The following is a 24898-nucleotide window of genomic DNA, read 5'->3' on the forward strand; positions in this document are numbered from 1 at the left end:
CGGTAGCGGCCGGGCGCCGGGCGGGTTGCCGCCTGCCGGGCGCGGTGGCTGACCACCGGGCCCGGATTGCGGGCCGCGCGGGGGCCGACCGCCGTTCGGTCCATCGTCGTAAGGCGAAGTCACAGCCTGGATCTCCATAACTCGATACGGTCCGGATAGCTCGGTGCGGGCGTGCGCGGCCGTCGCCGGCCGGTATGGGAGCCGCTCCACATATCAGTCGAGTGTGCCTGTCATTCGGCGGCAGTCCGACGAGCGCCGCCACCACGACGACGCCGCGGTGCCGGGGTGTGTCCCAGCACATACGACTGCACCAGATGATTCCAACTACAGGTCCGGCACACCTCGACCACGTGCACCGAGAACTCTTCCCGAGTTTCGGCCAGCCGCACCAGTTCCTCGGGGGTTCGGGCCGAACCCGCGATCGGTCCCAGTCCGTCGCCGTAGACCCACGATACGAGCGTGAGCTGCTCTTTCCGGCAGATCGGACATGTGACATCGCTCCCCCGCCCGTGGAATTTCGCCGCACGCAGCAGGTACGGATTCGCATCACATACCTCGGCGACGTCCACACGGCCCGCATAGACATCGGCCAGCAGCGACCGGCGCCGGAGCGCGTAGTCGACCACCTGCCGCTGAATTCGCACGGGTCCCAGAGTACTTGCGTCGGCGGGGGCACGGCATGCCACCGAGAGAAGCCACACGTTCCTTTCCGCTCACTATATCGGTCCGATATAGTTTGTAATCGCATCCATCGGTTAGGTCTGTTCAATACAGTCAGGAGGTGAAGCCCGTGCTCGAACTCGCGATTCTCGGGCTGCTCCTGGAGTCACCCATGCACGGCTACGAGCTGCGCAAACGGTTGACGGGCCTGTTGGGACCGTTCCGGGCCTTCTCCTACGGGTCGCTGTATCCGACGCTGCGGCGCATGCAGACCGACGGTCTCATCGCCGAGGAGAGTCCGGCCGGCGCGGTCACCCGCCGGGCCCGCCGGGTCTACCAACTGACCGAATCGGGTCGGGAGCGGTTCGGTGAACTGCTCGCCGACACCGGTCCGCAGAACTACACCGATGACGGCTTCGGCGTTCATCTCGCCTTCTTCAGCCGCACCCCCGCCGAGGCGCGGATGCGGATCCTCGAGGGCAGACGACGGCAGGTCGAGGAGCGCCGAGAAGGACTGCGGGAGGCGATCAAACGCGCCAGCGGAACACTGGATCGCTACACCCGCCAGCTCCATCAACTCGGTCTCGAATCAAGCGAGCGCGAAGTGCGCTGGCTCAACGAGTTGATTGCAGCGGAGCAATCAATGAAGGCGGCACCACAGAAAGAGGGAAATGTCGGCCATGAGTGATGTCAACCCGGCTGCCAATGAGATTCGCGTGGCCATCGTCGGCGTGGGCAACTGCGCCTCCTCGCTGGTCCAGGGCGTGCAGTACTACAAGGACGCAGACGAGAACTTGACTGTGCCCGGCCTCATGCACGTCAAGTTCGGCCAGTACCACGTGCGCGATGTGAAGTTCGTCGCCGCATTCGACGTCGACGCGAAGAAGGTCGGATTCGACCTGTCCGATGCGATCTTCGCCAGCGAGAACAACACCATCAAGATCTCCGACGTGCCGCCGACCGGCGTCACCGTCCAGCGGGGCCCGACCCTCGACGGCATCGGCAAGTACTACGCGCAGACCATCGAGCTCTCCGAGGCCGAGCCGGTCGACGTCGTGCAGGCGCTGAAGGATGCCGAGGTCGACGTGCTGGTTTCGTACCTGCCCGTCGGTTCGGAAGATGCCGACAAGTTCTACGCGCAGTGTGCCATCGACGCCAACGTCGCATTCGTGAACGCGCTGCCCGTCTTCATCGCCTCCGACCCGGCCTGGGCGCAGAAGTTCGTCGACGCCGGCGTGCCGATCGTCGGTGACGACATCAAGTCCCAGGTCGGCGCGACCATCACCCACCGCGTGATGGCCAAGCTGTTCGAGGACCGCGGCGTGCAGCTGGACCGCACCATGCAGCTCAACGTCGGCGGCAACATGGACTTCAAGAACATGCTCGAGCGCGAGCGCCTGGAGTCGAAGAAGATCTCCAAGACCCAGGCCGTCACCAGCAACCTGAAGAAGGAACTGGGCGCCAACGACGTGCACATCGGCCCGTCCGACCACGTCGGCTGGCTCGATGACCGCAAGTGGGCCTACGTGCGCCTCGAGGGCCGCGCCTTCGGTGACGTGCCGCTGAACCTGGAGTACAAGCTCGAGGTGTGGGACTCGCCGAACTCGGCCGGCATCATCATCGACGCCGTGCGCGCCGCCAAGATCGCCAAGGACCGCGGCATCGGCGGACCCGTCATCCCGGCCTCGGCCTACCTGATGAAGTCCCCGCCGAAGCAGCTCGCCGACGACGTCGCCCGCACCCAGCTGGAAGCCTTCATCATCGGCGCTGAATAGTCTGGCCTCGCTCCGCTCGGCGGGTTCGCGGCCCCGGCCGCGAACGGGGCCTCCTCGAGGTCGGCCTCGTGCGGGGTTGGGGTAGGCGCTATGTCGCCTGGAACGTCGGCCTTCGAAAAAGGCTGGGCTACATGGTTTTCCATGTAGCCCAGCCTTATCGCGTTTCCGGGGGCGGGTTACAGGTCTCGATAGACGTCTCGTCTCCATCCGACTTTGACCACGAGGATCACGAGGACGCCGTTGTCGATTCGGTAGGCGACCCGGAATCTTCCGACACGCAGCCGATACAAGCCCTCGTGTCCGACCAGCTTCTTCACGTCCAGGCCCGGGGCATACGGGTCGTCGCCGAGCGCGGTCAGGGCGGTCAGGATGCGCATCGCGTCCTGCCGATCGAGCGCGCGCAGTTCGTGCCGGGCCGATTCCAGGAAGCGGAAGCGGTACTTCACTCCTCGTCCTCGAAGAGGTCGGCGAGAACCTCGCTCATGCTGTAGGTCCGTTCATCGGAAGTGAGCCGGGCCGCCGCTTCGCGTGCGAGCAACTCGTCCTCGGCGGCATCGAACTTTTCCACCATCGACAGCGGGACCAGCGCGGCGGCCGGGGTGCCGTCACGCAGGATGATCACCCGCTCGCCCTGCTCGGCTTCACGGATGTGGGTGGCGAGGTTGGCGCGGAGTTCACGGATGCTGATCTCGGACACGCAGCAAGTGTACGCGCTTTCGTGTACACGCGGCTCAGTCGAGGGACACGTATACCTCTACCGAGGTGGGGCCGGTGTAGCGTTCGATTTCCGCGGCGTGAGAGCGGGTTATGGTGCCGGCGCTTTCGGCCTTGGCGACCTTGGCCCAGGCGGTGCGCAGCAGGTCGTACGGTTTGTCGGAGACGACGAACTTGGCGTAGCGGCCCGCGGGGATGCGGGTGATCACGTCGCCGGTCTCCAGGTCGTCGAGTCCGCCGAGTTCGTAGCCGAGGACCGCGACCGCGTGGTCGTCCTGGCCGATGTAGGCCGCCACGCGCGGGACGTTCCTCTCCCGCGACAGGTAGCGGTCCCAGGTGAAGTTCACCAGATCCAGATCCCGGGCGGTCACCTCGCGCCCGGCCAGCGGAACGGTGAGCCCGCCGACGAGGCTCGGTTCCAGGGTGACGATTTCGAAGTCCACGAGTCCCTACCTGTTCTCGGCGGAATCTGCCTGTGCCACACCGTTGTTCAGCGCATCGGTGAGCGGATCGCTCTGCAGGGCGACGAACACCTCGACCGTGCGAGCCTCCGGATAGTGCTCGAAGTCGCCGGTGTAGGCCCGCACCAGCGCGCCGGCCGCTTCCAGATCCCAGACCGCGCGCCAGATCGAGACGATGGTGTCGCCCAGATTGTCACCGGTGCGCAGGAAGCGCGCGAACTTCGCCGCGGGGATGCGGGCCAGTACATCGCCGGGCTGCAGATCGTCGAGGCTTTCGCACTGGTAGCCGACGATATGGGTGAGATAGGAACCGATCTCGGGCGCGTGGTCGACATAGGCGGTCGCCGGCGGACCGGGTAACCGGCGCGCCAGAGTTCGCTTCCACGCCTCTTCCACCTTCTGCCGGCGCGGTCCCTCGACCGCCAGCGCCGGGCTGCGTAGCACCGTGCCCGCCACCAGTGTTTCGTGGCGCTCAACCACTTCGAAATCCACCCGTGTCGCCCCTAATGTCTCGTGTTCGACCCCGTTCCACCCTATCGGCGTGTGCTGGGTGATGGCCGGATTACTCCAATTCGTTTCATCACAGCGTGCCGGATCGGACCGTCATCCGGGAACCGGGACGGTCAACCCCGGAAAGATCTCCACCTGCCGCGGCGGCGGGGGTGGTGGCGGTGGTGGCGGCGCGGGCGGAATGACGATCACCGGCGGCTGCTGCTGCTCCGGCTGCGACGGCGGTTGCAGGATGTCGAACGGTGCGTTCCCGGTCGGCTGCGGCGGCGCGGCCTGCGGCTCCGGCTCCGCGAACGGCCCGGCCGAATTCGGCGGCGGGGGCGCCGCGAACGGCCCGGCCGCAGCGCTCGGATCGGGATTCGCGAACTGCTCGACCGGAGTTCCGGCGAGCGCGCCGTCCATGGTGCGCTTCCAGATGTCGGACGGCAGCCCGGAACCGTAGATCAGGCCGCCGCCCGCCGTCCGGATCGGCTGGGGTTGATCGGTGCCCACCCACACCGCGGTGGACAGCGAGGGGGTGAACCCGATCATCCAGGCGTCCTTGTTCTCGCCGGAGTCACCGAGCTGCGTGGTTCCGGTCTTCGCCGCCGACGGCCGCCCGGCCAGATTGTGGCCGTTCGAATATCCGGGGATGGGCTGCATCGCCTTGGTGGTCGTATCGGTGATCCCGCGCGGGAAGCGTTGCTGCGGCGGCGGCAGCTGCCCCGCCCCGGGCGCCCCGCGATCCAGTAGTACCCGGCCGTCCCCGGCCACCACCCGCTGCACGAAATACGGCTGGTGATAGCTGCCCGACGCCGCGATGGTGGCATAGGCCGATGCCATGTCGACGGGCCGCACCGAATACACGCCGAGGACGACCGTGGGCGCCGGCTGCCCGTCCGGTTCCGACAGCGAGGTGCCCGGCACGCCCGGGATCTGCAGCGGAATACCGGCCTGATGGGCGGCATCGGCCACCGACCGCGGCCCGATGGCCTGGGTGAGCCGGATGAAACTGGTGTTCAGGGAACGCTTGTAGGCCTCGGCGAGACTGCAGGTCCCGCAGGATTCGCCCTCCACGTTGGTCACCCGCACCCCGTTCACCACGACCGGCGAACTGTCCAGCTGGGACGTCAGCGTGAAGCCCTGCTGCAGCGCCGCCAGCACGGCGAAGGTCTTGAAGGAGGACCCGGTCTGCAAGGGGGCCTGCGCGAAGTCGTAGCCGACACCGTCCTCACCGCCGTAGTAGGCCCGGATCGCGCCCGACCGCGGATCGATCGACACGACCGCACTGCGCAGCTGCGGCGGCTGGCCGTCGAGAGTGCGGTGCACCGCGTCCAGCGCGGCCTGCTGCGCCTTGGCGTCGATGGTCGTGGTGATCTGCAGCGCGCCGGTATTGATCTCCTGATCGCCGATTCCCGCGGCGCGCAACTCCTTCAGCACCTGGGTGCGGATCAGGCCGGCCGGGCCGCGGGCGGCATCGTCGTCGGGTTTGGGCGGCGGCGCGATCGTCGGGAATTGCACCTTGTCGCGTTCGCCGAGCGGCAGCACGCCCATCCCGACCATGCCGTCGAGCACATAGTTCCAGCGAGCCTTCAGTTGGTCGAGGTGCGTCTCGGGGTCCAGGATCGACGGCGTGCGCACCAGCGCCGCCAGCACCGCGCCCTCCGCGAGGGTCAGCTGCGAGACCGGTTTGTCGAAGTAGGCGCGCGCGGCCGCGGCGATCCCGTAGGCGTCTCGGCCGTAGTAGATGGTGTTGAGGTACGCGGCGAGGATGTCGTCCTTGCTCCACTGCCGCGCCATCTTCGCCGAGATCACCAGCTCCCGCATCTTGCGCGACAGGGTGCGCTCCGAGCTGAGGAAGGCGTTCTTGACGTACTGCTGGGTGATGGTGGACCCACCGCCCGCGTCGTCGCGGCCGAGCAGATTGTCGCGCGCGGCCCGCAGGAAGGCGGGCGCCGAGAATCCGGGATTGCGGTAGAAGTCGCGATCCTCGGCCGAGAGTATGGCGTCGCGCATGGTCTGCGGCACCTCCGACAGCGGCACCGGCGTGCGGTTCCCTTCGGGGGGAACGATTTTCGCGAGGACCGTCGTTCCGTCGGCGGCGGTGACGGTGGCGATCTGATTGGTCTGCACCGCACTCGGATCGGGTATCTCGGCACTCCAGTACGCCAATACCAGCAGTAACGACGGAATCGCGACGAAGATCAGGAACAGCGCCAGCAGCAGGCGCCGAATTCGCTGCCCGCGAGTGCGCGGCGGGCGTTCGCCGGCGCCGGCCGGTCTCTCGCGACGGCGGGGACGGCCGCTGTTCGGCCGGGACGCACCGTCGAGCTGCTTCCACCCGGCAATCGAGGCATAAGGCGCCGTTTCCGGGCGGCCGCGCCGCGGTTTGCGGGTCGAGCTCACGATCATCTCCTCCCGGAGCGTCGGCGAACCAGCGAGAAACAACGATCCCGACCAGCCTACGGGGCCGGTCGATGGTCGACCAGAACAGCTAATACCCAGTAAATCGCAGTCTCACTCGGAAACCGGGCACGACCGGCCGACGGCACCTCGGCGTGAATTGAACAACCGCTACGGCAACCCGACTCGCGGCGGTCCGGCCATCGCGCGGCAAGAGCGCGACGCAACAGGTACTCGACGCCGCGTCGACGGCCCGGTTGCCGGTACAGAAACGGATGAATTAGACGTCCGGCCCGCATTTTGTGAAGTGGGGCACCAGCGGTCGTTCCGGATGGTAGCGCGTCGAACTGCCTGGTAGCTTCCGTTTTGCTTACGTGCAACGTCGCGCATCGCATTCGATCTCTCACTCACCGAACGTCTTCTTCCTGTCGTCCGTGTGCCTCGGCCGTCCGGTACGAGGCGGAATCGTCATATCCGTCCACCGCCGATCGCGCGGGTCGTCGTCGACCCCGAAATCGGTGGTGACGCTGATGGAGTCGTCATGACACGCACCCTCGCGATGCCCGCGAATCGCGCACTCGAAAAACCCCACGACGTCGTACGGAGTCGCGGCCTGCTGACGGGCTACTTCGCCGGCCTCGGCGTGGTGATGGCCGTCTGGGGAACTCGCATCCCCGCCGTCCAGGAATCCGCCGGACTCGGCACGGCCGGGCTGGCCGGGGTCCTGCTCGCCGCGGCGATCGGTATGGTCGCCGGCCTCCAGGTGGGTGGTCGCCTCGCCCGTCCCGCGCGATTGCCCCGGCTGCTGACCACCGGCGGACTCGGTCTGGCCCTCGGCCTCGCGTTGGTCGGCAGCTGCCGAATGCCGCTCGCGCTCGCCGCCGCGGCGCTGTGCTTCGGCGCCGCGCACGGTGTGCTGGACGTCGCGGCGAACGCCGCCGCGGTGCGCTGCCAGAACGCCTACGGCCGGCCGATCATGTCGGGCCTGCACGCGGCCTACAGCCTCGGCGCGCTGGGTGGGGCGGTGATCGCCGTTGTGGCCGCGGACGTTTCGCACACCTACGTCTTCGGTGTCACCGCGGCGGCGGTCGTCGTCGCGACGATCGCGGTGGCGCCCGCTACCGGTTGTGTCGGATCGCCGGTCGCGGACGCGGGGGTGGTGGCGCGGGAGCGTGCGCCCGGACTGTCCCGGTCGCGAATCTGGTTGCTGGGGGCATTGGCCGCCGCATGTCTGCTCGGCGAGGGCGCGGCGGCCGATTGGTCGGCGGTGCACCTGACCGGGCTGCACGCCTCGGCCGCGATCGGCGCCGCCGCCTACGCCGCCTACAGCGCCGCGATGGCGAGCGGACGCCTCGTCGGCGATCGGCTCACCACTCGCTTCGGGGCGCCGAAAGTCGTTCGGGCGGGCGCGATTGCGGCCTCGGCCGGACTTCTCACCGGCGTGGCGGTGAACGATGTGCCGTTCGCGCTGGCCGGCTGGGCCGTCTTCGGTCTCGGCCTGGCCGTCACGATTCCTTCCCTGTTCAGCACGGCCGGGACGGGAGGTCCGCGCGCCGTCGCCGCCGTGGCCGTCGCCGGATATCTCGGGCTCCTCGCGGGACCGGCCCTCATCGGTGCCGTGGCCACCGTCACGACCCTGCCCGTCGCCCTCGTGCTGCCCGCCCTGCTCGCCGCGGGCGTGGCCGCGCTGTCTCATCGAGCATTGGAGAACCAGTGGTAAGTCCTCTATCCCATTCGCCAGCCGACATCGACGCGGTCATCTTCGACTACAACGGGGTCATCGGTCTGCAGCCGACGGCACCCATGTGGAGCGGCCTCGCCGAGCTCGCCGGATGGCGCACCGACGACCTCACCCACTTCCAGACCACCTTCTGGAGCGCCCGCGAACCCTACGATTCCGGCGAGTTCGACGACACGGACTTCTGGGCCGCGGTACTCGGCCGCCGGCCGGAACCGGTATTGCTCACCCGGTTGCGCGAGGTCGACACCGCCCTGTGGACGCGGACCGACCACCGCGTCGTCACCCTCCTGCAGCAGGCGCGCCGGGCGGGTCTGCCGATGGTGCTGCTGTCCAACGCGCCCCATCCGGTCGGCGACGCACTCGACGCCTCCGAGTGGCGCGGGCTGATGACCGATGCCCTCTACTCGGCCCGTCTCGGCATGAACAAACCGCATCCCGACACCTATCGAAATGCCCTGGCGGCCACCGGTATTCACGATCCGAGCCGGGTGATGTTCATCGACGACCGCCCCGACAACTGCGAAGCGGCGGCACAACTCGGCCTGCGAACCCTCCACTACACGGGCTCGCCCGCCGAGTTGGAAAAACACCTCGACTTCCCCGCCGGACGCCTGATTTCGGGAGCTAGCTCTTGACGCCGCCCGCGGTGAGGCCGGAGATGATGCGGCGCTGGAACAGCAGCACCATGATCACCAGCGGTACGGTGACGATGATGCCCGCCGCCATGATCGCCGCATAGGGCTGCACCAACGGATCGTTACCGGAGAACCGCGCGATCGCGACGGTCACCGGCTCGGTCCGGTCGACCGAAAGCAGACTGGCCAGCAGGTACTCGTTCACCGCGGCGATGAACGCCAGGATCGCCGTGGTGAACACCGCGGGCGCGGCCAGCGGCAGCATCACCAGCCGGAAGGCCTGGAACCGGCTGGCGCCGTCGATGCGGGCCGCCTCCTCGAGCTCCCACGGCAGTTCGGCGAAGAACGAGGCGAGGACGTAGACCGTCATCGGCAGCACGAAGGAGATGTTCGGGATGATCATCGCCTGGTAGTGCCCGATCCAGCCGATGTTGGTGAACAGCTGGAACAGCGGCGTCACCAGGACGACCACCGGGAACATCGAGGCGCTCAGGATCAATCCGGCGACCAGCGTCTTACCGCGAAAAGCCATGCGCGCCAGCGCATAGGCGGCCATCATGCCGATCAGTAGTGCGATCACGGTGGTGGCCGCGCCGATGACGACGCTGTTGGTCAGTGCCCGCCCGAAGTCGTTGCCGCGGCTGGTGTCGAACGCGTTGCGGAAGTTCTCGAAGGTCACGTGGGTCGGCCACGGGGTGTTGTCGAACGTGTAGTCCGGATCGCGGAAGGCGGTCACCGCCATCCAGTAGAACGGGGCCAGACCCCAGATCAGCACGATCAGCGCACCGACGTACACCCGTGCGGACCGCCACGGTTTGCGGCCGGAGGTAGCAGTGGTCATCAGTGTGCCTTCCGCTGTTCTTCCTGCGTCGCCACCGCGTTGGCGCCCAGTATCTTCACCAGCACGAACGCCACCGCGAAGATCATCAGGAAGGTGAGCACCGACAGCGCGGCCGCACTGTTGGATCCCTGCCGCACCTGATCGACCACGAGGATCGAGATGGTCCGGGTCGCGGGGTTGCCCTGCATCATGATGGCCGGCAGGTCGTAGAGGCGCAGCGCGTCCATGGTCCGGAACAGCACCGCGACCAGCAGCGCCGGCTTCAGCAGCGGCAGCGTGATGTGGGTGAAGCGCTGCCAGGCCGAGGCCCCGTCGACCTTGGCCGCCTCGTACACGTCGTTCGGAATCACCTGCAGTCCGGCGAGGATCAGCAGGGCCATGAACGGGGTGGTCTTCCAGACGTCGGCGATGATCACCGCGAATCGCGACCACCACGGATCGGTCTGCCACAGGATGTGCGTGTGCAGGACCCGGTTGACCACGCCGTTGTACTGGAACATGAACTCCCACAACCGGGCCGTCACCGCGGTCGGGATCGCCCACGGGATCAGCACCGCGGCACGCAGCAGCGCCCGCCCGCGGAAGGTCTTGCCCATCACGGTCGCCATGCCGAGGCCGATGGTCGCCTCCAGCGTCACCGTGATCACCGTGAACAGCAGCGTGATGCCGATGGCCGCCCAGAACTGGGAACCCAGGTTGCCGGTGGGGCAGGGCTCGGTTCCGCCGCCGGGCAGGGTGCACTGCTGCAGCAGCCAGTGCGTGTAGTTGCTGAACCCGGCGCTGCCGCCCTCGACGAACATGCCGGTGGCGGGGTCGAGTCCGGCGTCCTTCTGGAACGACATCCACACCGCGCGCACCACCGGATAGCCGATGACGACCGCGAGCGCCACCAGCACCGGTGCGACGAACAACCACGCGCGGCCCGACCCCCGCGGTAGCCGTAAGCCCCGGGAGTTACTGTCGCTCTTCGGTTTCGGGCTCACCGGCTGATCGTCGGGTGGCGCGAGATCGGTCGCACCCGAAGGACTCGACACGTTCAACTCTCCTACGGGGCAGACTGCGGACAGGGTCAGGAGCCGGCGGCTTCGATGCCCTTCTGCATGCCGACGATCGCGTCATCGACTGATTTCTTACCGGTCAACGCAGCATATGCGTTGTCCTGGATGGCCTTCGACACCGCCGGGTAGAAGGGGGTGACCGGGCGCGGCACGGCGCTGGCGATCGAATCCTTCAGCGCGGGCAGGTACGGGAACTTCGCGATCAGCGCCGGATCGTCGTACATCGACGACCGGACCGACGGGAACGCGCCCTCGGCGACGATCCGCTGGGCGTCCTCGCTGATCAGGAAGCGCAGGAAGTCCAGCGCGGTGGCCTTGTGCTTGGAGTAGGCGCTGATGGCGGCGTTGTAACCACCGAGCGTTGAGGCGCCGATGCCGTCCTTGCCGGGCAGCGGGGAGACGCCGAAGTTGCCCTTCACGGCGGAGGAGTCGGCCTGGGCCACACCGTAGAAGTTCGGCCAGGTGCGCAGGAACAGCAGCTTGCCCGAGGCGAAGGCGTTCTGGCTCTCCGGCTCCTTGTAGGAGATGGCCTCCTTGGGGATGTCGCCGTTCTTGTAGGCGTCGGTGAGCACCTGCAGGCCGGCGCGCGACTGCGGGGAGTTCACGGTCGCGGTCTTGCCGTCCGGGCCGACGAACGAGCCGCCGTAGGCGTTGATCACCTCGGCCGCGTTCACGGTCAGACCTTCGTAGGGCGCGAACTGCCCTGCGTAGCAACCGATTCCGTGATCATGCGCGATATTGCAGTCGGCCAGCAGCTCCGGCCAGGTCTTCGGCGGGTTCGGGACCAGATCCTTGCGGTAGTACAGCAGGCCGCCGTTGGTGTTGCGCGGCGCGGCGTAGAGAGTGCCCTGGTAGGTCGCGCTGGCGACGGTCGGCGAGAGCAGCGTGGAGGTGTCGAGGGCGAAGGAGTCCTTCAGCGGCTGGATCCAGCCCTTGGCCGCGAATTCCGCGGTCCACGGCACGTCCAGCGCCATCACGTCGTAGTCGGACTGCTTGGCCCGCATGTGCTGGGCCAGATCGTCGTACTGCTGCGAGGCGTCGTTCGATTGCTCCTTGAACGTCACCTGCTCGTTCGGATGGGCGGCGTTCCACCGGTCGATGAGTTGCTTGACCGCACCCGTCTCGGTGGTGTCCTTACCCTCGACATAGGTGATCGGGCCGCGGCCGCCCAGGTTCTGGCCGGTCGGGTTGCTGCCGTCGCCGCTCGAACAGGCGCTCGTCAACCCGGCGGTCAGCAGCGCCACCGAGGCGGTGGCCAGTGCGGCGCGGGACACGAGGGACGAGCGTCGTGACGCGGCGCGCGCGTGAACCTTGCGCGCCTTGTTCGAGGACGCCTTGTTCAAAGCCATCGATACTCCAGGGTCGTAACGAACACAGGTGCCATGCGTGAGCGCCCGCACACTGCGCCGGTTGCACAAGGCAAGATACATTGTTCGGCTGCCGGATGGGACTCGGCGTCCGCGCCCGCCCTCCGTGGTTACGCAAGCTGCCGCCTCCGCCCCGCCCGATCGTGTGGCGATGTCGGTGGGTTCTCGTATCCTGGCGCTCGATGTCGACCCAGATGCCTCAGGACAAGTTGCTCACCCGGATCGGTGGGCTGTTGCGTCAGGCCGAGTCGACCGACAACGAGCACGAGGCCGAGGCGTTCATGGCGGCCGCCCAGCGCCTGGCGACCCGTTCGTCGATCGACCTGGCGGTGGCGCGCGCCCATATCGCCGGTCGCGAACGCCGCCCGACGCCGATGCAGAAGGTCGTCGCGATCGGTGCGGCGGGCAAGAAGGGGCTGCGCACGTATGTGCAGTTGTTCGTGGCGATCGCCGCGGCCAACGACGTGCGCTGCGATGTGACCCGCACATCCACGCAGGTCTACGCCTACGGCTTCGATACCGATATCGCGACGTGCGAGGCGCTGTACACGAGCCTGCTGGTGCAGATGGTGCGCGCGTCCGACCACTACATCAAATCCGGCGCCTACAGATCGGCGACGGTGGAGAAGATCGTGGTGGAGACGCGCTGGGGTCGCACGGTGCAGCGTCGCATTCAGGCCCCGGTCGCAGCCGTGACGGCTCGGCTGAATTTCCAGATGGCGTTCGCCGACCGGATCGGCCGCCGGCTCGCACAGGTGAAGGCGGATGTGGAGGCCGAGGCGGTGGGCGCGGATACGACCGCCGCCGAATCCGCGGGTACCGCCCTGGCGCTGCGCAACAAGGACCTCGAACTGACCGATTACTACGCCCGCACCTCCGAAGCCCGCGGTACCTGGCGCGGGCCACAGGAATCCACCGGGTACTCACCGGCCGCGCGCCGGGCGGGCGACCGCGCCGGTCGCACCGCGCGCCTGGGCCTGTCGGCCGAACTGCCCTCCGGGCGAGGACGACTCGAAGCGCCCGGGGCATGAGCCGCGCGCGAATGGCGCGATGCGGTGCCTTCGTGAAGTACACGTCGTTCGTTGTCTGCGGGAAAGCACTGTGACGCAACGGGATTCGCAGCGTAGCCGGGTCTACGACGCCGAGGGCCTGGTGCGGCGGATGTTCGAACGAGCCGCCGAGTTCGGGGCTCGCACGGTCGACTTGCACGGTTCGCAGCTCACGCTGCCGATCGAGCGGAAGTTCGCTTCGGTCGAGTCGGTCCAGAGTTATGTGGACCGGGTGCTGGCCCTGAATTGGGTACGCGCGCAGTGGGTGCGAGCGGGCACGCCGCTGGCCGTGCGGGCCCGTGCGGGCACCGCGGCGGCGCACTACGAGACCGGCCGCGCCGTGCTGGCCGTCCCGTTGCATACCGGCGGAACCGCTTGGGCCCTGCGTGAATTGGTCATCCTGCACGAACTCGCCCACCACCTGGAGCCGCCCGGGGCCGACCTCGCCCCGCACGGCCCCGAGTTCTGTACCCGATACCTCGAGCTGGTCGACGGTGTCATCGGCCCCGAAGCCGCCCTTCTCCTGCGCGCCACCCTGCACGACTGTGGCGCTCGCGTGGGCTGAACCCCCGTGACGAACGCGAGGCACGGTTCGCCGGCTCCGGCGTGACCCGCGGTTGCCGGCCGGAACAGGTGCGCCCCGGGCCGTTGCGGACGACCCGGGGCATGCCGAGCCCTACTGTCCCGGCGTCTCCGCCCGCACCGTCGGGTCGATGAGGCCGAAGATCTCGCCCTGGGGAGCCTGGACGACGGCCGAGCGACCGAACGGGGTGTCGTCGGGGCCCATCAGCACCGTGGCGCCGAGTTCGGTTGCGCGAGAGAGTTTTTCGTCCGTGCCCGCGACCTGGAACCAGGTGAGCCAGTAGGGCGGGTTGTCGCCGGGTGCGTTGCCCGCGTCCATCACACCGCCGGCGACGTCCGCCCCGGGCGGGGAGAAGGTCGAATAGACGAAGTTCTCGCCGTCGCCGATTTCGTCGAAGGTCCAGCCGAAGACGCGGCGGTAGAACTCCTGGGCGGTGGCGTAGTCGCCGGTGTGCAGTTCGTTCCAGCAGTAGGAGCCGGGTTCGTTGTAGATACCGGCGCCGGTGTGGGCCTTGGCCTGCCAGACGCCGAAAATCCCGCCGGTGGGATCGGAGGCCACGCACATGCGGCCCACGTCCATGACGTCGAAGGGTGGGACGAAGACGGTTCCCCCGGCCGCGCCGATGGCCTCGGCGACCGCGTCGACGTCGTCGGCGGCGAGGTAGGTGGTCCACACCGAGGGCATCGGCGCCTCGCCCATCTTGGGGCCGATTCCGGCTGCCGGTTTACCGCCCAGCATCGCCATCAGATATCCCCCGGCCTCGGGCGGGCTGTCCATGATCTCCCAGCCCAGCAAACCGGAGTAGAAGTCGCGGGCGGCCCGCGGATCATCGACCGAACAGTCGACCCAGCAGGGCGTACCCTGCGGCCACGCAGAATCACGAGTGGGCATTGCGGAACTCCTATCGTGTGTTCGAGCACGTGAGAACTGCCGATGGCACACGATCAGCTAATCACAGACCGGCGGGTGGGAAAACCCTCTCCCCGGCCCTGTCGAGGCTCGAGACGCCGTGATCAGTCCAGCAGCCGCAGTACCCGCTCCAACCGGCTCCGCCACCACGCCGTGCGCTCCGGATCGGGGTGGCGGAAGCGTTCCAGCAGAGCGGGATCCGGGGCCGGCGGGGTGCGCGGAACGCTCAGATATCCGTCGACCGGGCGCAGCGAATCCGCGACCACATCGCCGGTGAACAGGTTCACGGTGCCCAGCCCGCAGGCGTGGTCGAGTTCCGGCAGCGCACCGGCCAGCGCGAGCTGCGCCGACAGTCCGACGCTCGTCTCCAGGGCCGAGGAGATCACGCACGGCAGCCCCGCGGCCTGCGCCACCCGCAGCGCCCGCCGCACCCCGCCGAGCGGCGTGCATTTGAGGACGGCGATATCGGCCGCTCCCGCCACCGCGACCCGCAGCGGATCCTCGGCGCGCCGGATGGATTCGTCCGCGGCGATGGGAATGTCGATCCGCCGCCGGACCGCCGCCAGTTCCTCGATCGTCCGGCACGGTTGCTCGGCGTACTCCAAACCCTGTGCGGCACGGTCGATCTGCCGCAGGTTCGCAACCGCCGTGTCCACGTCCCAGACCGCGTTGGCGTCGACCCGGACGGCGCCGTCGCGGCCCAGCGCATCGCGCACGGCCGCCACCCGCTCGATATCCTCGGCGAGCGATTCGGGATGATCGGCGATCTTGACCTTCGCTGTGCGGCAACCGGATTCGGCGACGATGGCATACGCGCGCTCGGGCCCGACCGCGGGGACCGTGCAGTTGACCGGAATACGATCCCGGACCGGTTCCGGCCACCCGTCCTCGATCTGCTCGACGGTGGTGGCCAGCCAGTTCGCGGCCTCCCGATCGTCGTACTCGACGAACGGGCAGAACTCACCCCAGCCGCGCGGGCCTTCGAGCAGCAATCCTTCGCGGACGGTGATGCCGCGGAAGCGAGTTCGCAGCGGAATCGCGTACACCAGCGCCGACGCCGGATCCAGATCGCTCACCCGAGCCAGCCTAACCACCGCGGCTCGGGGTCCGCGATATGGCGCAGCAGCGCACTCGTCCGAGGCGCAGTCATCCGACGCCGGCCTACGCCGCGGTTTTCCTGGCCCTGGTGGGCGCGCTGCTGACGGCCGGGCGGTGGACCCTGCGGGCGTTTCGGGAGCGCCGCCCGGCCTGGTGTTACGCGTTGCTCACCCTGCCACTGCTCGCCGAGGTGTGGCTTCTCGGTTTCGCGGTGGCGCTGATCGTGGTGCCGGTCCGACGATCACAGCCGCTCGTAGATGGTCGCGTTCGCCAAACCGCCTGCCTCGCACATGGTTTGCAGTCCGAAGCGGGCGCCGCGTTCGTGCAGCGCGTGGACCAGCGTGGTCGCCAGCCGCGCACCGGAGGCGCCGAGCGGATGCCCCAGCGCGATCGCGCCGCCGTTGACGTTCACCCGGGACAGATCGGCCCCGGTATCGGCGGCCCAGGCCAGGACCACCGAGGCGAAGGCCTCGTTGACCTCGAACAGATCGATATCGGCGAGCGACAGGCCGGAGCGCTGCAACACCTTTCGGGTCGCCGGGATCACCGCGGTGAGCATCAGCAGCGGATCGTCGCCCGCGACCGCGAAACTGTGCAGCCGGGCCAGCGGCCGCAGGCCCAGTTGCGCGGCCTTCTCGCTGGTCATGATCAATACCGCGGCGCTGCCGTCGTTGATCTGACTCGCGTTGGCGGCGGTCACGTTCCAGCCGATCTCGGGGAACCGGGCGGCATAGGCCTCGCTGTAGTAGGCCGGCCGCAGCCCGGCCAGGGTCTCCAGGGTGCTGCCGACCCGGATGCCCTCGTCGGTGCTCAACCCGGCCAGCGGCGCGAGTTGTGCCTCGAAGGATCCGTTCTTCGTCGCGGCGGCGGCCTTCTCGTGACTGGCGAGTGCGAACTCGTCCATGGCGGTGCGCGAGATGTTCCAGCGCGCCGCGATCAGTTCCGCGCTGATTCCCTGCGGTACCAGCTCGTCCGGATACCGTTCGGCGAAGGCCACGCCGTTGATATCGGTCGCGCCGGCCACGCTCGACCCCATCGGCACCCGGCTCATCGACTCCAGACCGCCGGCGACGACGATGTCGTAGGCCCCGGCCAGCACGCCCTGTGCGGCGAAGTGGATGGCCTGCTGGCTGCTGCCGCACTGCCGGTCGACCGTGGTGGCCGGAACGGACTCCGGGTAGCCGGCCGCGAGCGCGGCGCGGCGGGTGACGTTGACCGACTGCTCGCCGATCTGGGTGACCACGCCGCCGATGACATCGTCGATCAGCACCGGATCGATCCCGCTGCGCCGCACGACCTCGCGCAGGCTGTGGGCGAACAGGTCGACCGGATGCTGATCGTGCAGCGCCCCGGTGGCTTTGCCCTTCCCGATCGGGGTGCGTACGGCCTCGACGATCACTGCGTCTCTCATGGCGATTCCTCCGGTATCGCGCCGTTGCGACAATCTGACTTAGTCGCCCTGAAGTCAGCCTAGGAGCTGACATTAGTTATGACAAGTCAGAGTTGGTATGATCGTCGTCATGCCCGTGAAACTGGAAGGACCCCTGCGTGACCTGAATTCGTGGAAGCCGGACGGCTGTTCCATCGTGAAGGCTCTCGACATCGTCGGCGCGCGCTCGGCGATGCTGATTCTGCGCGAATCCATCTACGGGACGACCCGCTTCGACGGTTTCGCGGCGCGGGTGGGTATCACCGACGCCGCCGCGGCCGCCGCGCTGCGCAAACTCACCGACGCCGGGCTGCTGCGCAAACAGCCGTATCGCGAAGAGGGTAAGCGCACCCGCAACGAGTACGTGCTCACCGAGATGGGCCGGGATCTGCTCCCGGCGATCTTCGCGCTGTGGCAGTGGGGTGACAAATATCTGCAGGGCGGGGTGCCGCCGCTCGAGCGGATCGAGGACACCACCGGCGAACCGGTGCGGGTGGAACTGCGCGGCGCCGGAGGCGACGAAATCGGACTGGAGGACATCCGGATCCGGGTGAACAAGGATTGGCGCCGGCCACGCGGCTGAACGCGAACTGCCCCCGAATATCGAAAGTATTCGGGGGCAGTCGGTTTCGACGACTAGGTCAGTCGCCGACCGTCGGCCGGGTCGAAGAAGTAGGTGTGCTCCGCATCGGTGGTGAGTGTCAGCTTGTCGCCCTTCTGCGGCGGATTGCGCCAGTCGGCGCGGGCGACGATGGTCTGATCTCCGCCGGCCTCGCCCAGGGTGCGGCCGTAGATGTAGGCGTCGGAGCCCAGCTCCTCGACCACGTCGATCTCCATGGCGATCCCCTCGGAACCACCGGCCAGATCGAAGTGCTCCGGGCGGATACCGACCACCACGGTCTCGCCCGCGGCGTCGGCCACCGCGCGCGGCAGCGCGATCGAATGTCCGCCGAGGGTGACCGAACCGTCCGACACCGGCAGCGTGAACAGGTTCATCGCCGGTGAACCCATGAAGCCCGCGACGAACAGATTCGCCGGATCCCGATACAGATCCCGCGGCGAGGCGCACTGCTGCAACAGGCCGTCCTTGAGCACCGCCACCCGGTCGCCCATGGTCATCGCCTCGACCTGGTCGTGGGTGACGTAGACGGTGGTGGTGCCGAGTCGGCGCTGCAACTGGGCGATCTGCGTGCGGGTCTGCACGCGCAGTTTCGCGTCCAGATTCGACAGCGGTTCGTCCATCAGGAACACCTGCGGCTGGCGCACGATCGCGCGGCCCATCGCGACACGCTGCCGCTGACCGCCGGACAGCGCCTTCGGTTTGCGGTCCAGGAAGTCCTGCAGGTCGAGCAGTTTCGCCGCCTCCAGCACGCGCTGGCTGCGCTCGGCCTTGCCGACCTTGGCCATCTTCAGCGCGAAGCCCATGTTCTCCGCGACCGTCATATGCGGGTAGAGCGCGTAGTTCTGGAACACCATCGCGATATCGCGCTGTTTGGGTTCGGCGTCGGTGACGTCCCGCTCGCCGATCAGGATGCGGCCGTCGTCGACCTCCTCGAGTCCGGCCAGCATGCGCAGCGAGGTGGATTTGCCGCATCCGGACGGTCCGACCAGTACCAGGAATTCGCCGTCGGCGATCTCGAGATTCAACTTGTCGACGGCGGGTTTGGTGCCACCCGGGTAGAGCCGGGTGGCGTGGTCGAAGGTGACCGTGGCCATGGTGAATCAATCCCTTCACCGGCAGGAACGTGCCGGACGATCCGAGTAGAGGGGGCGGTGCGCGCCCCACAGTAACCCAGCGCCCCGCACGGGGTGCAGCGGGCGAGTAGCCTCGTCAAGGGCCGCTGACCGGCCGCGAGAGCAGCTCACGAGACGAAGGAGCATCGGATGACTCGACCGGTTCGCATCGGAGTTCAGCTACAGCCGCAACATGCTCCCGATTACGGGTTGATCCGGGATGCGGTGCGCCGGGCCGAGGATGCGGGCGTCGACATCGTGTTCAACTGGGATCACTTCTATCCGCTCACCGGCGATCCCGACGGCGCGCATTTCGAATGCTGGACCATGCTCGGTGCGATCGCCGAGCAGACCGAACGCGTCGAACTCGGCGCACTGGTGACCGGCGGCGGATATCGCAATCCCGATCTGCTCGCCGATATGGCCCGCACCGTCGACCACATTTCCGGCGGCCGGCTGATCCTCGGCATCGGCGCCGGCTGGTTCCAGAAGGACTACGACCAATACGGCTACGAATTCGGCACGCCCGGAACACGTCTGGCGTTGCTGAAGGAATACCTCGCGCGCATCGACGCCCGGCTGCCGAAGCTGAATCCGCAACCGACGCGCCACATTCCGATTCTGATCGGTGGCGGTGGTGAGCGAAAGACGTTGCGACTGGTGGCCGAATACGCCGACATCTGGCACAGCTTCGCCGATATCGAAGCGCTGGAACGCAAATCGAAGATCCTGGCCGAACACTGCGCCGAGGTCGGCACCGACGCGAACCGGATCGAGCGGTCGGTGTCCTGGCCCGGTGCCGAACAGGCCGAGCGGCTGGTGGGCGCCGGGGCGACGCTGTTCACCGTGGGCGCCGGCGGACCCGACTACGACCTGAGCGTGGTCGAGCAGGCCGTCGCATGGCGGGACAACTTCAATCCGGAGTCGGTGGCCGGTATCGCCTGATCGAACACCGCCTGATCGAATCAGCGGGATTCGATTTCCGCCGGGCGATGTGGCAGGGGCGGCGGCCCGTGGACCCGCGTCGCCGCCCTCGGCGCGCCGCCGGCCCCGCTAGGGTTCTCGGCTATGGCCCGTTTGCCCGTCTCGCGCCCGCGTGCGCTGATCGCGCTGATGGCGGCGATGATGCTGCTGTTCGCCGTCGCCTGCAGTTCCGACGGCGGCAGCTCGTCGCAGGCCTCGAACCTGTGCGCACCGCCCGGGCCCTCGGCCGCCTCCCCCGCGCCGACGAAACTGGCGAGCGGTGCGACGGCCGGCACCGATCGCTACACCACCGCGACCACCGCGCCGCTGAGTTCGATCGATGTCACCAAGCTCGGTTTGTCCCAGCCCGGTGTGCTGAGCGTGGGCACGCTGTCGGATGCGCCGCCGAGTATCTGCGTGAATCCGTCGGGGACCTTCACCGGATTCGACAACGAACTGCTGAAGGCGATCGCCGCGAAGCTCGGATTGCGGGTGCAGTTCTCCGGCACCGAATTCGCCTCGCTGCTCTCGCTGGTCGCCACCGGCCGGTTCGACGTGGGGTCGTCCAGCATCACCACCACCGATGCGCGGCGGCAGCAGGTCGGTTTCACCAACGGCTACGACTTCGGTTACTTCTCGCTCGTGGTGCCCAACGGCAGTGCGATCCAGGGATTCTCGGATCTGAAACCGGGCGTGCGGATCGGCGTGGTGCAGGGCACCGTACAGGACGAATACGTCAGCGGCACCTTGCATCTGGACGCGGTGAAATTCCCCGACTACAACACCGCCTACGCGAATCTGAAGACCGGGCAGATCGATGCCTGGGTCGCGCCGTCCCAGCAGGCCACCGGTGCGATCAAACCGGGTGATCCCACCTCGATCGTGCAGAACACCTTCAGCCTGGACAATTTCACCGCCTGGGCGGTCCGCAAGAACAATCAGCCGCTGATCGACGCGCTCAATTCCGGCCTCGACGCGGTGATCGCCGATGGGACCTACGCCAAGCTCTACTCCGATTGGGTGCCGCGCCCGCTGCCGCCGGGCTGGAAACCGGGCTCCAAATCCGCGCCGATGCCGCAACTTCCGGACTTCGAGAAGATCGCGGCCGAACATCAGCACAGCGATCAGCAGAACGCGCCGAAATCGACGCTGACGCAACTGAAGGAAACGTTCTTCGACTGGTCGTTGTACCGCAAGGCATTTCCTGATCTGTTCAAGACCGGTTTGCCGAATACGCTGATTCTGGCGCTGGTTTCGGGGGTGCTGGGCACGCTGATCGGCATTCTGCTGGCGGTGGCCGGTATTTCGCGCACCCGCTGGTTGCGGTGGCCCGCGCGGGTCTACACCGACATCTTCCGCGGTTTGCCCGCGGTGGTGATCATCCTGTTGATCGGCCTGGGCATCGGCCCGATCGTCAAGGGGATCACCGGGAACAATCCGTACTGGCTGGGGGCCGTCGCGCTGGCGCTGCTGGCCTCGGCCTATATCGGCGAGATCTTCCGCTCGGGTATCCAATCGGTGGAGCCGGGGCAGTTGGAGGCTGCGCGCGCGATCGGATTCGGCTACCGGCAGTCCATGACGCTGGTGGTGATTCCGCAGGGTGTGCGGCGGGTGCTGCCGGCGCTGATGAACCAGTTCATCGCGCTGATCAAGGATTCCTCGCTGATCTACTTCCTCGGCCTGCTCGCCTCCCAGCGGGAACTGTTCGCCGTCGGCCGCGACCTGAATTCCCAGACCGGAAATCTGTCGCCGCTGGTCGCGGCGGGCCTGGTCTATCTGCTGCTCACCATCCCGCTCACCCACCTGGTGAACTACATCGACCGCCGATTGCGCACCGGCCGCGCCGAAGCCGCCGCCGACGAAATCGACCAGGCAGTCATCACGGAAGGACGCGGAGCGTGAGCGACCAGAATGCCAACGGCGTGAGCGACCGGAATGCCGACGGCGTGAGCGACCAGAATGCCGACGGCGTGAGCGACCGGAAGGGCGCCGGCGTGAGCGACCGGAAGGGCGCCGGCGTGGGCACGAGTTCCTCGCTGACCGGGGTGGATCTGCATCTGACCCTCGGCAACAACCAGGTGCTGCGCGGCGTCGACATCCATGTCGAGGCCGGTCACACCACCACGGTCATCGGCCCGTCCGGTTCGGGAAAATCCACCCTGCTGCGGGTGTTGAACCGTCTGCACGAACCCGATTCCGGCGATGTTCTCATCGACGGGGTGTCGGTGCTGGGCGAGAATCCGGATCGGCTGCGGCAGCGCATCGGGATGGTCTTTCAGCATTTCAATTTGTTCCCGCACAAGACGGTGGCCGAGAACGTGGCCCTCGGACCGCGGAAACTGCGCGGCCTGAGCAAGGAAGCGGCGCGGGCGCTGGCGTTGGAACAACTCGAGGCGGTCGGATTGGCGGCGCGCGCCGATACCCGGCCCGCGAATCTGTCCGGTGGTCAGCAGCAGCGCGTCGCCATCGCCCGCGCGCTGGCGATGAAACCGGAACTCATGCTGTTCGACGAGGCGACCTCGGCCCTGGACCCGGAGCTGGTCAAGGGTGTGCTCTCACTGATGGCGGATCTGGCTTCCGGCGGTATGACGATGATCGTGGTGACCCACGAAATGGGTTTCGCCCGTTCGGTTTCCGACAGTGTGGTGTTCATGGACCAGGGTAAGGTGGTGGAGTCGGGGTCTCCGGAACGCCTCTTCGACGATCCGGAAACCCCACGCCTGCAACAGTTTCTGTCCCAGATCCTCTAACTGCCCGAACTGCTGCCGCTGAACGGCATATTGGCGAACTGCGCGAAATTGCCCTGCGCTCCGCTGTAGACGTTGAGGTCGGTATTGCCCGCGATACCGGGCACACTGCCGGAATCGGTGGTCTGCCAGAAGGTCCACGCCGGCCAGCCGCCGGGCACCTCGGGCTGGGCGTTACCGCGGTAATCGGCGATCCACAGCGGATATTGGTGGAACTGGTCGGAATCGGCCATCGCCGTCTGCCAGAACCGCGGGTAGGTGTAGATGATCGGCACGCGGCCGGTCAACGCCTGCACCGTGGTCAGATAGCGATGGGTCCAGTCGATCAGCGCCGCCGGGGGCAATCCGCCGGAATTCTCCATATCGAGAACCGGCGGCAGGTCCAGCGGGCCGTTCTGGCCGAGGACGACCGCGGCATAGAGGGCGGCCTGCGGTTCCGGCGGCAGATCCGGATGGGCGTAGTGATAGGTGCCGCGCGCGACCCCGGCCGCGCGCATGAGCAGGCTGTCGGGGACGAAATAGGGATTGACGTAGTTCAGCCCCTCGGTGGCCTTCACCATGGCGAAGTTGTGCCCGGAGGCGCGGACCGCGAACCAATCGATCAGACGGCCGTCGATGTGCTGCCAGGACGACACATCCGGCCCGGTGGGTCCGGCGGAGGCGATACCGGTTGCCGGAAATATGCCGGCAACGGCGAGCAGCGGCAGGGCTGCGGTGAAGCGACGGACTTTCGGACGAGCCACGGTGCGTCGATACATGGCTACGAGAGTAGGCAGCCGAGGCGCTTGTGACCAGTGTTTACGTGTGACTCATCCGAGCCAGTCGAGGACCGCGGCCGCCGTCCAGGACTGCTGCATGCTCCCCAGCGGGTCCCCGGTGAACGGGTCGTAGTACTCCGCGAAGCTGCCGTCGCCCGCCTGCCGCAAACCTTCCGCACGCAGCATGAAGGACCGTTCGGCCCAGCCGCGGCGGGCGAAGACCCAGGAGAACAGCCAGCTCATCACCGGCCAGACCGGCCCGCGCCAGTATTCGCGGGGGCGGAAATCCTTCGACACCGGCGAGGTCGAGGGCGGCAGCGCGTAGCGCAGATCGGGGTGTCCGCAGAAGCGCGGACCTTCGAACAGTCGCAGCAGGCTGCGTTCGGTGGCGCGCGGCAGCCCCCCGCACAGCAGCGGTGCGAACATGGCCAGCGTCTCGGTGCCGATCCACTCGTCGGCGCGCAGGTCGAAGTCGCGCGCGGCGCCGGAGCGCGGGTCGGCGGTAGCGATCACGCCGGCGCGGAAATAGTCGGCCCACTCGTAGAGCTCGCGGACGTCGGCGTGCGGCATGCGGTAGTCCTCCCCGATTCCCGCCAGCACCTCGCAGGCCAGCGCGAAGACGGCGGTGACGAAGACATCCTCCACAGCGAAGCTCATCGTCGAGGCGAGTTGAAAATCGTCGTATCCACAACGACGCATTTGTTCCACAAGCCACAGGTAGCGGTCGTATTCGCGATCGGAGGGACGCTGCGCCGGGTCGACCACGTCGATATCGGCCCGCCGATACGGCGGCAGGTCGCCGACCACCACGTTGGCGTAGGCGCGATCCCACCGCGGCGAATTATCCATTCCGGATTCCCAGCCGTGATACAGGGTGATCCGGCCGTGCTGTTTGGGGTCGCGGGCATGGGCCAGCCAGCGATGCCACCGCATCAGATCGACCCAGCGCCGATCCAGGAATTCCGCGGCAACCGCCCGGGTGGTGCGGCCGTGGCGCCGGGAATGGTCGAGGATGCGCTGAACCGCGATCGCGTGCACCGGCGGCTGGGTGATGCCCGATGTATCGGGACCGGCGGGGGCGTTCGTGGCCAGCCGGCGACACTCCCACCGGCTCGGTCCCGGGAAATAGCCGTCCACCCCGTTGGCGAACACGATGTGCGGGATCATCCCGTTGCGCCACTGCGCCGACAGCAGGGTGTCGAGTTCGACCACGGCGCGCTCCACACTCAGCGGCGCCAAGCCGACCGCGACGAAGGCGGCGTCCCAGCTCCACATATGGGGATAGAGCTTCGGGGCCGCGCTGGTCATGGTCCCCAGATCGTTGCCGCGGAGCAGATAGGAGGCCCGGGCAGCCAGTTGGGTGGGGGTGAAGCCGGGACCGTTCATTTCCCTATTCTGCGACGTCACCTTCAGATATGCGCGCCGCCCCGGCGTCGCGTGCCGCACACCGGCCGCTGCTGGGGCATGGTCCGGCCCGGTCACCT

Annotated in this window: 25 protein-coding genes; 10 read left to right on the plus strand and 15 right to left on the minus strand. The window is 67.6% G+C overall.

Annotated features, from left to right (window positions below; genetic code table 11):
* Positions 1-230: 230 nt before the first annotated feature.
* Positions 231-644 carry a DUF5318 domain-containing protein gene (locus tag AC5592_RS06615; RefSeq protein ID WP_158271251.1) on the minus strand — a complete coding sequence of 138 codons (414 nt, stop codon included), beginning with the start codon at positions 642-644 and terminating at the stop codon, positions 231-233.
* 146 nt (positions 645-790) lie between these two features.
* On the opposite strand from AC5592_RS06615, the gene AC5592_RS06620 reads away from it, so the two are divergent.
* Positions 791-1348: a PadR family transcriptional regulator gene (locus AC5592_RS06620; RefSeq protein WP_036507131.1), complete on the plus strand. Its 558-nt coding sequence runs from the start codon at positions 791-793 to the stop codon at positions 1346-1348.
* Positions 1341-2435 (plus strand): inositol-3-phosphate synthase, encoded by a 1095-nt coding sequence (locus tag AC5592_RS06625; protein WP_036507040.1) that lies wholly within the window; start codon positions 1341-1343, stop codon positions 2433-2435. The genes AC5592_RS06620 and AC5592_RS06625 overlap by 8 nt, the downstream gene beginning before the upstream one ends.
* Positions 2436-2611: 176 nt before the next feature.
* Here the strand turns inward: AC5592_RS06625 and AC5592_RS06630 are convergent, their stop codons facing one another.
* From AC5592_RS06630 to AC5592_RS06650, 5 genes are all read right to left on the minus strand, one after another.
* Entirely contained in the window at positions 2612-2881 is a 270-nt protein-coding gene (locus tag AC5592_RS06630; RefSeq protein WP_036507037.1) for a type II toxin-antitoxin system RelE family toxin, read from the minus strand.
* Complete coding sequence (locus tag AC5592_RS06635; RefSeq protein ID WP_036507034.1) at positions 2878-3132, minus strand: type II toxin-antitoxin system Phd/YefM family antitoxin; 255 nt, start codon at positions 3130-3132, stop codon at positions 2878-2880. The genes AC5592_RS06630 and AC5592_RS06635 overlap by 4 nt, the downstream gene beginning before the upstream one ends.
* Before the next feature lie 34 nt (positions 3133-3166).
* Positions 3167-3592, minus strand: coding sequence for a GyrI-like domain-containing protein (locus AC5592_RS06640; protein ID WP_063063711.1), 426 nt, complete (start codon positions 3590-3592; stop codon positions 3167-3169).
* 6 nt (positions 3593-3598) lie between these two features.
* Positions 3599-4102: a GyrI-like domain-containing protein gene (locus AC5592_RS06645; protein ID WP_051025284.1), complete on the minus strand. Its 504-nt coding sequence runs from the start codon at positions 4100-4102 to the stop codon at positions 3599-3601.
* Positions 4103-4213: 111 nt separating this feature from the next.
* Positions 4214-6511: a transglycosylase domain-containing protein gene (locus AC5592_RS06650; protein ID WP_063063712.1), complete on the minus strand. Its 2298-nt coding sequence runs from the start codon at positions 6509-6511 to the stop codon at positions 4214-4216.
* A gap of 532 nt (positions 6512-7043) precedes the next feature.
* On the opposite strand from AC5592_RS06650, the gene AC5592_RS06655 reads away from it, so the two are divergent.
* Both AC5592_RS06655 and AC5592_RS06660 read left to right on the plus strand, forming a co-directional pair.
* Complete coding sequence (locus tag AC5592_RS06655; protein WP_198163780.1) at positions 7044-8222, plus strand: MFS transporter; 1179 nt, start codon at positions 7044-7046, stop codon at positions 8220-8222.
* Positions 8216-8878: an HAD family hydrolase gene (locus AC5592_RS06660; RefSeq protein WP_063063713.1), complete on the plus strand. Its 663-nt coding sequence runs from the start codon at positions 8216-8218 to the stop codon at positions 8876-8878. Before AC5592_RS06655 ends, AC5592_RS06660 begins: the two co-directional genes overlap by 7 nt.
* On the opposite strand, the gene AC5592_RS06665 is transcribed toward AC5592_RS06660, so the two are convergent.
* From AC5592_RS06665 to AC5592_RS06675, 3 genes are all read right to left on the minus strand, one after another.
* Positions 8868-9719 (minus strand): carbohydrate ABC transporter permease, encoded by an 852-nt coding sequence (locus AC5592_RS06665; protein WP_036507022.1) that lies wholly within the window; start codon positions 9717-9719, stop codon positions 8868-8870. The two genes, AC5592_RS06660 and AC5592_RS06665, sit on opposite strands and share 11 nt — an antisense overlap.
* Entirely contained in the window at positions 9719-10702 is a 984-nt protein-coding gene (locus AC5592_RS06670; protein ID WP_063063781.1) for a carbohydrate ABC transporter permease, read from the minus strand. The genes AC5592_RS06665 and AC5592_RS06670 overlap by 1 nt, the downstream gene beginning before the upstream one ends.
* Before the next feature lie 86 nt (positions 10703-10788).
* On the minus strand, positions 10789-12051 hold the full coding sequence (locus AC5592_RS06675; RefSeq protein ID WP_036507123.1) for an ABC transporter substrate-binding protein: 1263 nt from the start codon (positions 12049-12051) through the stop codon (positions 10789-10791).
* A gap of 287 nt (positions 12052-12338) precedes the next feature.
* Between AC5592_RS06675 and AC5592_RS06680 the strand changes: the two genes are divergently transcribed.
* Complete coding sequence (locus AC5592_RS06680) at positions 12339-13175, plus strand: DUF2786 domain-containing protein (RefSeq protein WP_063063782.1); 837 nt, start codon at positions 12339-12341, stop codon at positions 13173-13175.
* A 70-nt stretch (positions 13176-13245) separates the two neighbouring features.
* On the plus strand, positions 13246-13758 hold the full coding sequence (locus AC5592_RS06685) for a TIGR04338 family metallohydrolase (RefSeq protein ID WP_036507018.1): 513 nt from the start codon (positions 13246-13248) through the stop codon (positions 13756-13758).
* Between the two features lie 111 nt (positions 13759-13869).
* Here the strand turns inward: AC5592_RS06685 and AC5592_RS06690 are convergent, their stop codons facing one another.
* From AC5592_RS06690 to AC5592_RS06700, 3 genes are all read right to left on the minus strand, one after another.
* Positions 13870-14667: a VOC family protein gene (locus tag AC5592_RS06690; protein WP_036507016.1), complete on the minus strand. Its 798-nt coding sequence runs from the start codon at positions 14665-14667 to the stop codon at positions 13870-13872.
* Between the two features lie 122 nt (positions 14668-14789).
* Positions 14790-15761: an o-succinylbenzoate synthase gene (locus tag AC5592_RS06695; RefSeq protein WP_174372351.1), complete on the minus strand. Its 972-nt coding sequence runs from the start codon at positions 15759-15761 to the stop codon at positions 14790-14792.
* A 263-nt stretch (positions 15762-16024) separates the two neighbouring features.
* Positions 16025-17194 carry a thiolase family protein gene (locus AC5592_RS06700; RefSeq protein WP_063063714.1) on the minus strand — a complete coding sequence of 390 codons (1170 nt, stop codon included), beginning with the start codon at positions 17192-17194 and terminating at the stop codon, positions 16025-16027.
* Between the two features lie 109 nt (positions 17195-17303).
* Here AC5592_RS06700 and AC5592_RS06705 point away from each other — a divergent pair, with 109 nt between their 5' ends.
* Positions 17304-17795, plus strand: coding sequence for a winged helix-turn-helix transcriptional regulator (locus AC5592_RS06705; RefSeq protein ID WP_063063783.1), 492 nt, complete (start codon positions 17304-17306; stop codon positions 17793-17795).
* A 53-nt stretch (positions 17796-17848) separates the two neighbouring features.
* Here AC5592_RS06705 and AC5592_RS06710 read toward each other — a convergent pair whose 3' ends face one another.
* Positions 17849-18928, minus strand: coding sequence for an ABC transporter ATP-binding protein (locus AC5592_RS06710; protein ID WP_063063715.1), 1080 nt, complete (start codon positions 18926-18928; stop codon positions 17849-17851).
* 168 nt (positions 18929-19096) lie between these two features.
* On the opposite strand from AC5592_RS06710, the gene AC5592_RS06715 reads away from it, so the two are divergent.
* The 3 genes from AC5592_RS06715 (at position 19097) to AC5592_RS06725 (ending at position 22659) form a co-directional block, all read left to right on the plus strand.
* Positions 19097-19891: an LLM class F420-dependent oxidoreductase gene (locus AC5592_RS06715; RefSeq protein ID WP_036507009.1), complete on the plus strand. Its 795-nt coding sequence runs from the start codon at positions 19097-19099 to the stop codon at positions 19889-19891.
* Positions 19892-20014: 123 nt separating this feature from the next.
* Positions 20015-21811, plus strand: a complete 1797-nt coding sequence (locus AC5592_RS06720; protein WP_036507007.1) for an ABC transporter substrate-binding protein/permease — start codon at positions 20015-20017, stop codon at positions 21809-21811.
* 116 nt (positions 21812-21927) lie between these two features.
* Positions 21928-22659 carry an amino acid ABC transporter ATP-binding protein gene (locus AC5592_RS06725; RefSeq protein WP_036507117.1) on the plus strand — a complete coding sequence of 244 codons (732 nt, stop codon included), beginning with the start codon at positions 21928-21930 and terminating at the stop codon, positions 22657-22659.
* Here AC5592_RS06725 and AC5592_RS06730 read toward each other — a convergent pair.
* Positions 22656-23414, minus strand: a complete 759-nt coding sequence (locus AC5592_RS06730) for a glycoside hydrolase family 25 protein (RefSeq protein WP_063063716.1) — start codon at positions 23412-23414, stop codon at positions 22656-22658. The genes AC5592_RS06725 and AC5592_RS06730 overlap by 4 nt on opposite strands.
* 51 nt (positions 23415-23465) lie before the next feature.
* Complete coding sequence (gene ggh / locus AC5592_RS06735; RefSeq protein ID WP_036507112.1) at positions 23466-24800, minus strand: glucosylglycerate hydrolase; 1335 nt, start codon at positions 24798-24800, stop codon at positions 23466-23468.
* Between the last annotated feature and the right edge of the window lie 98 nt (positions 24801-24898).

The organism is Nocardia violaceofusca NBRC 14427 (assembly GCF_963869435.1).
In the GTDB taxonomy this organism is placed as follows: Bacteria; Actinomycetota; Actinomycetes; order Mycobacteriales; family Mycobacteriaceae; genus Nocardia; species Nocardia aobensis.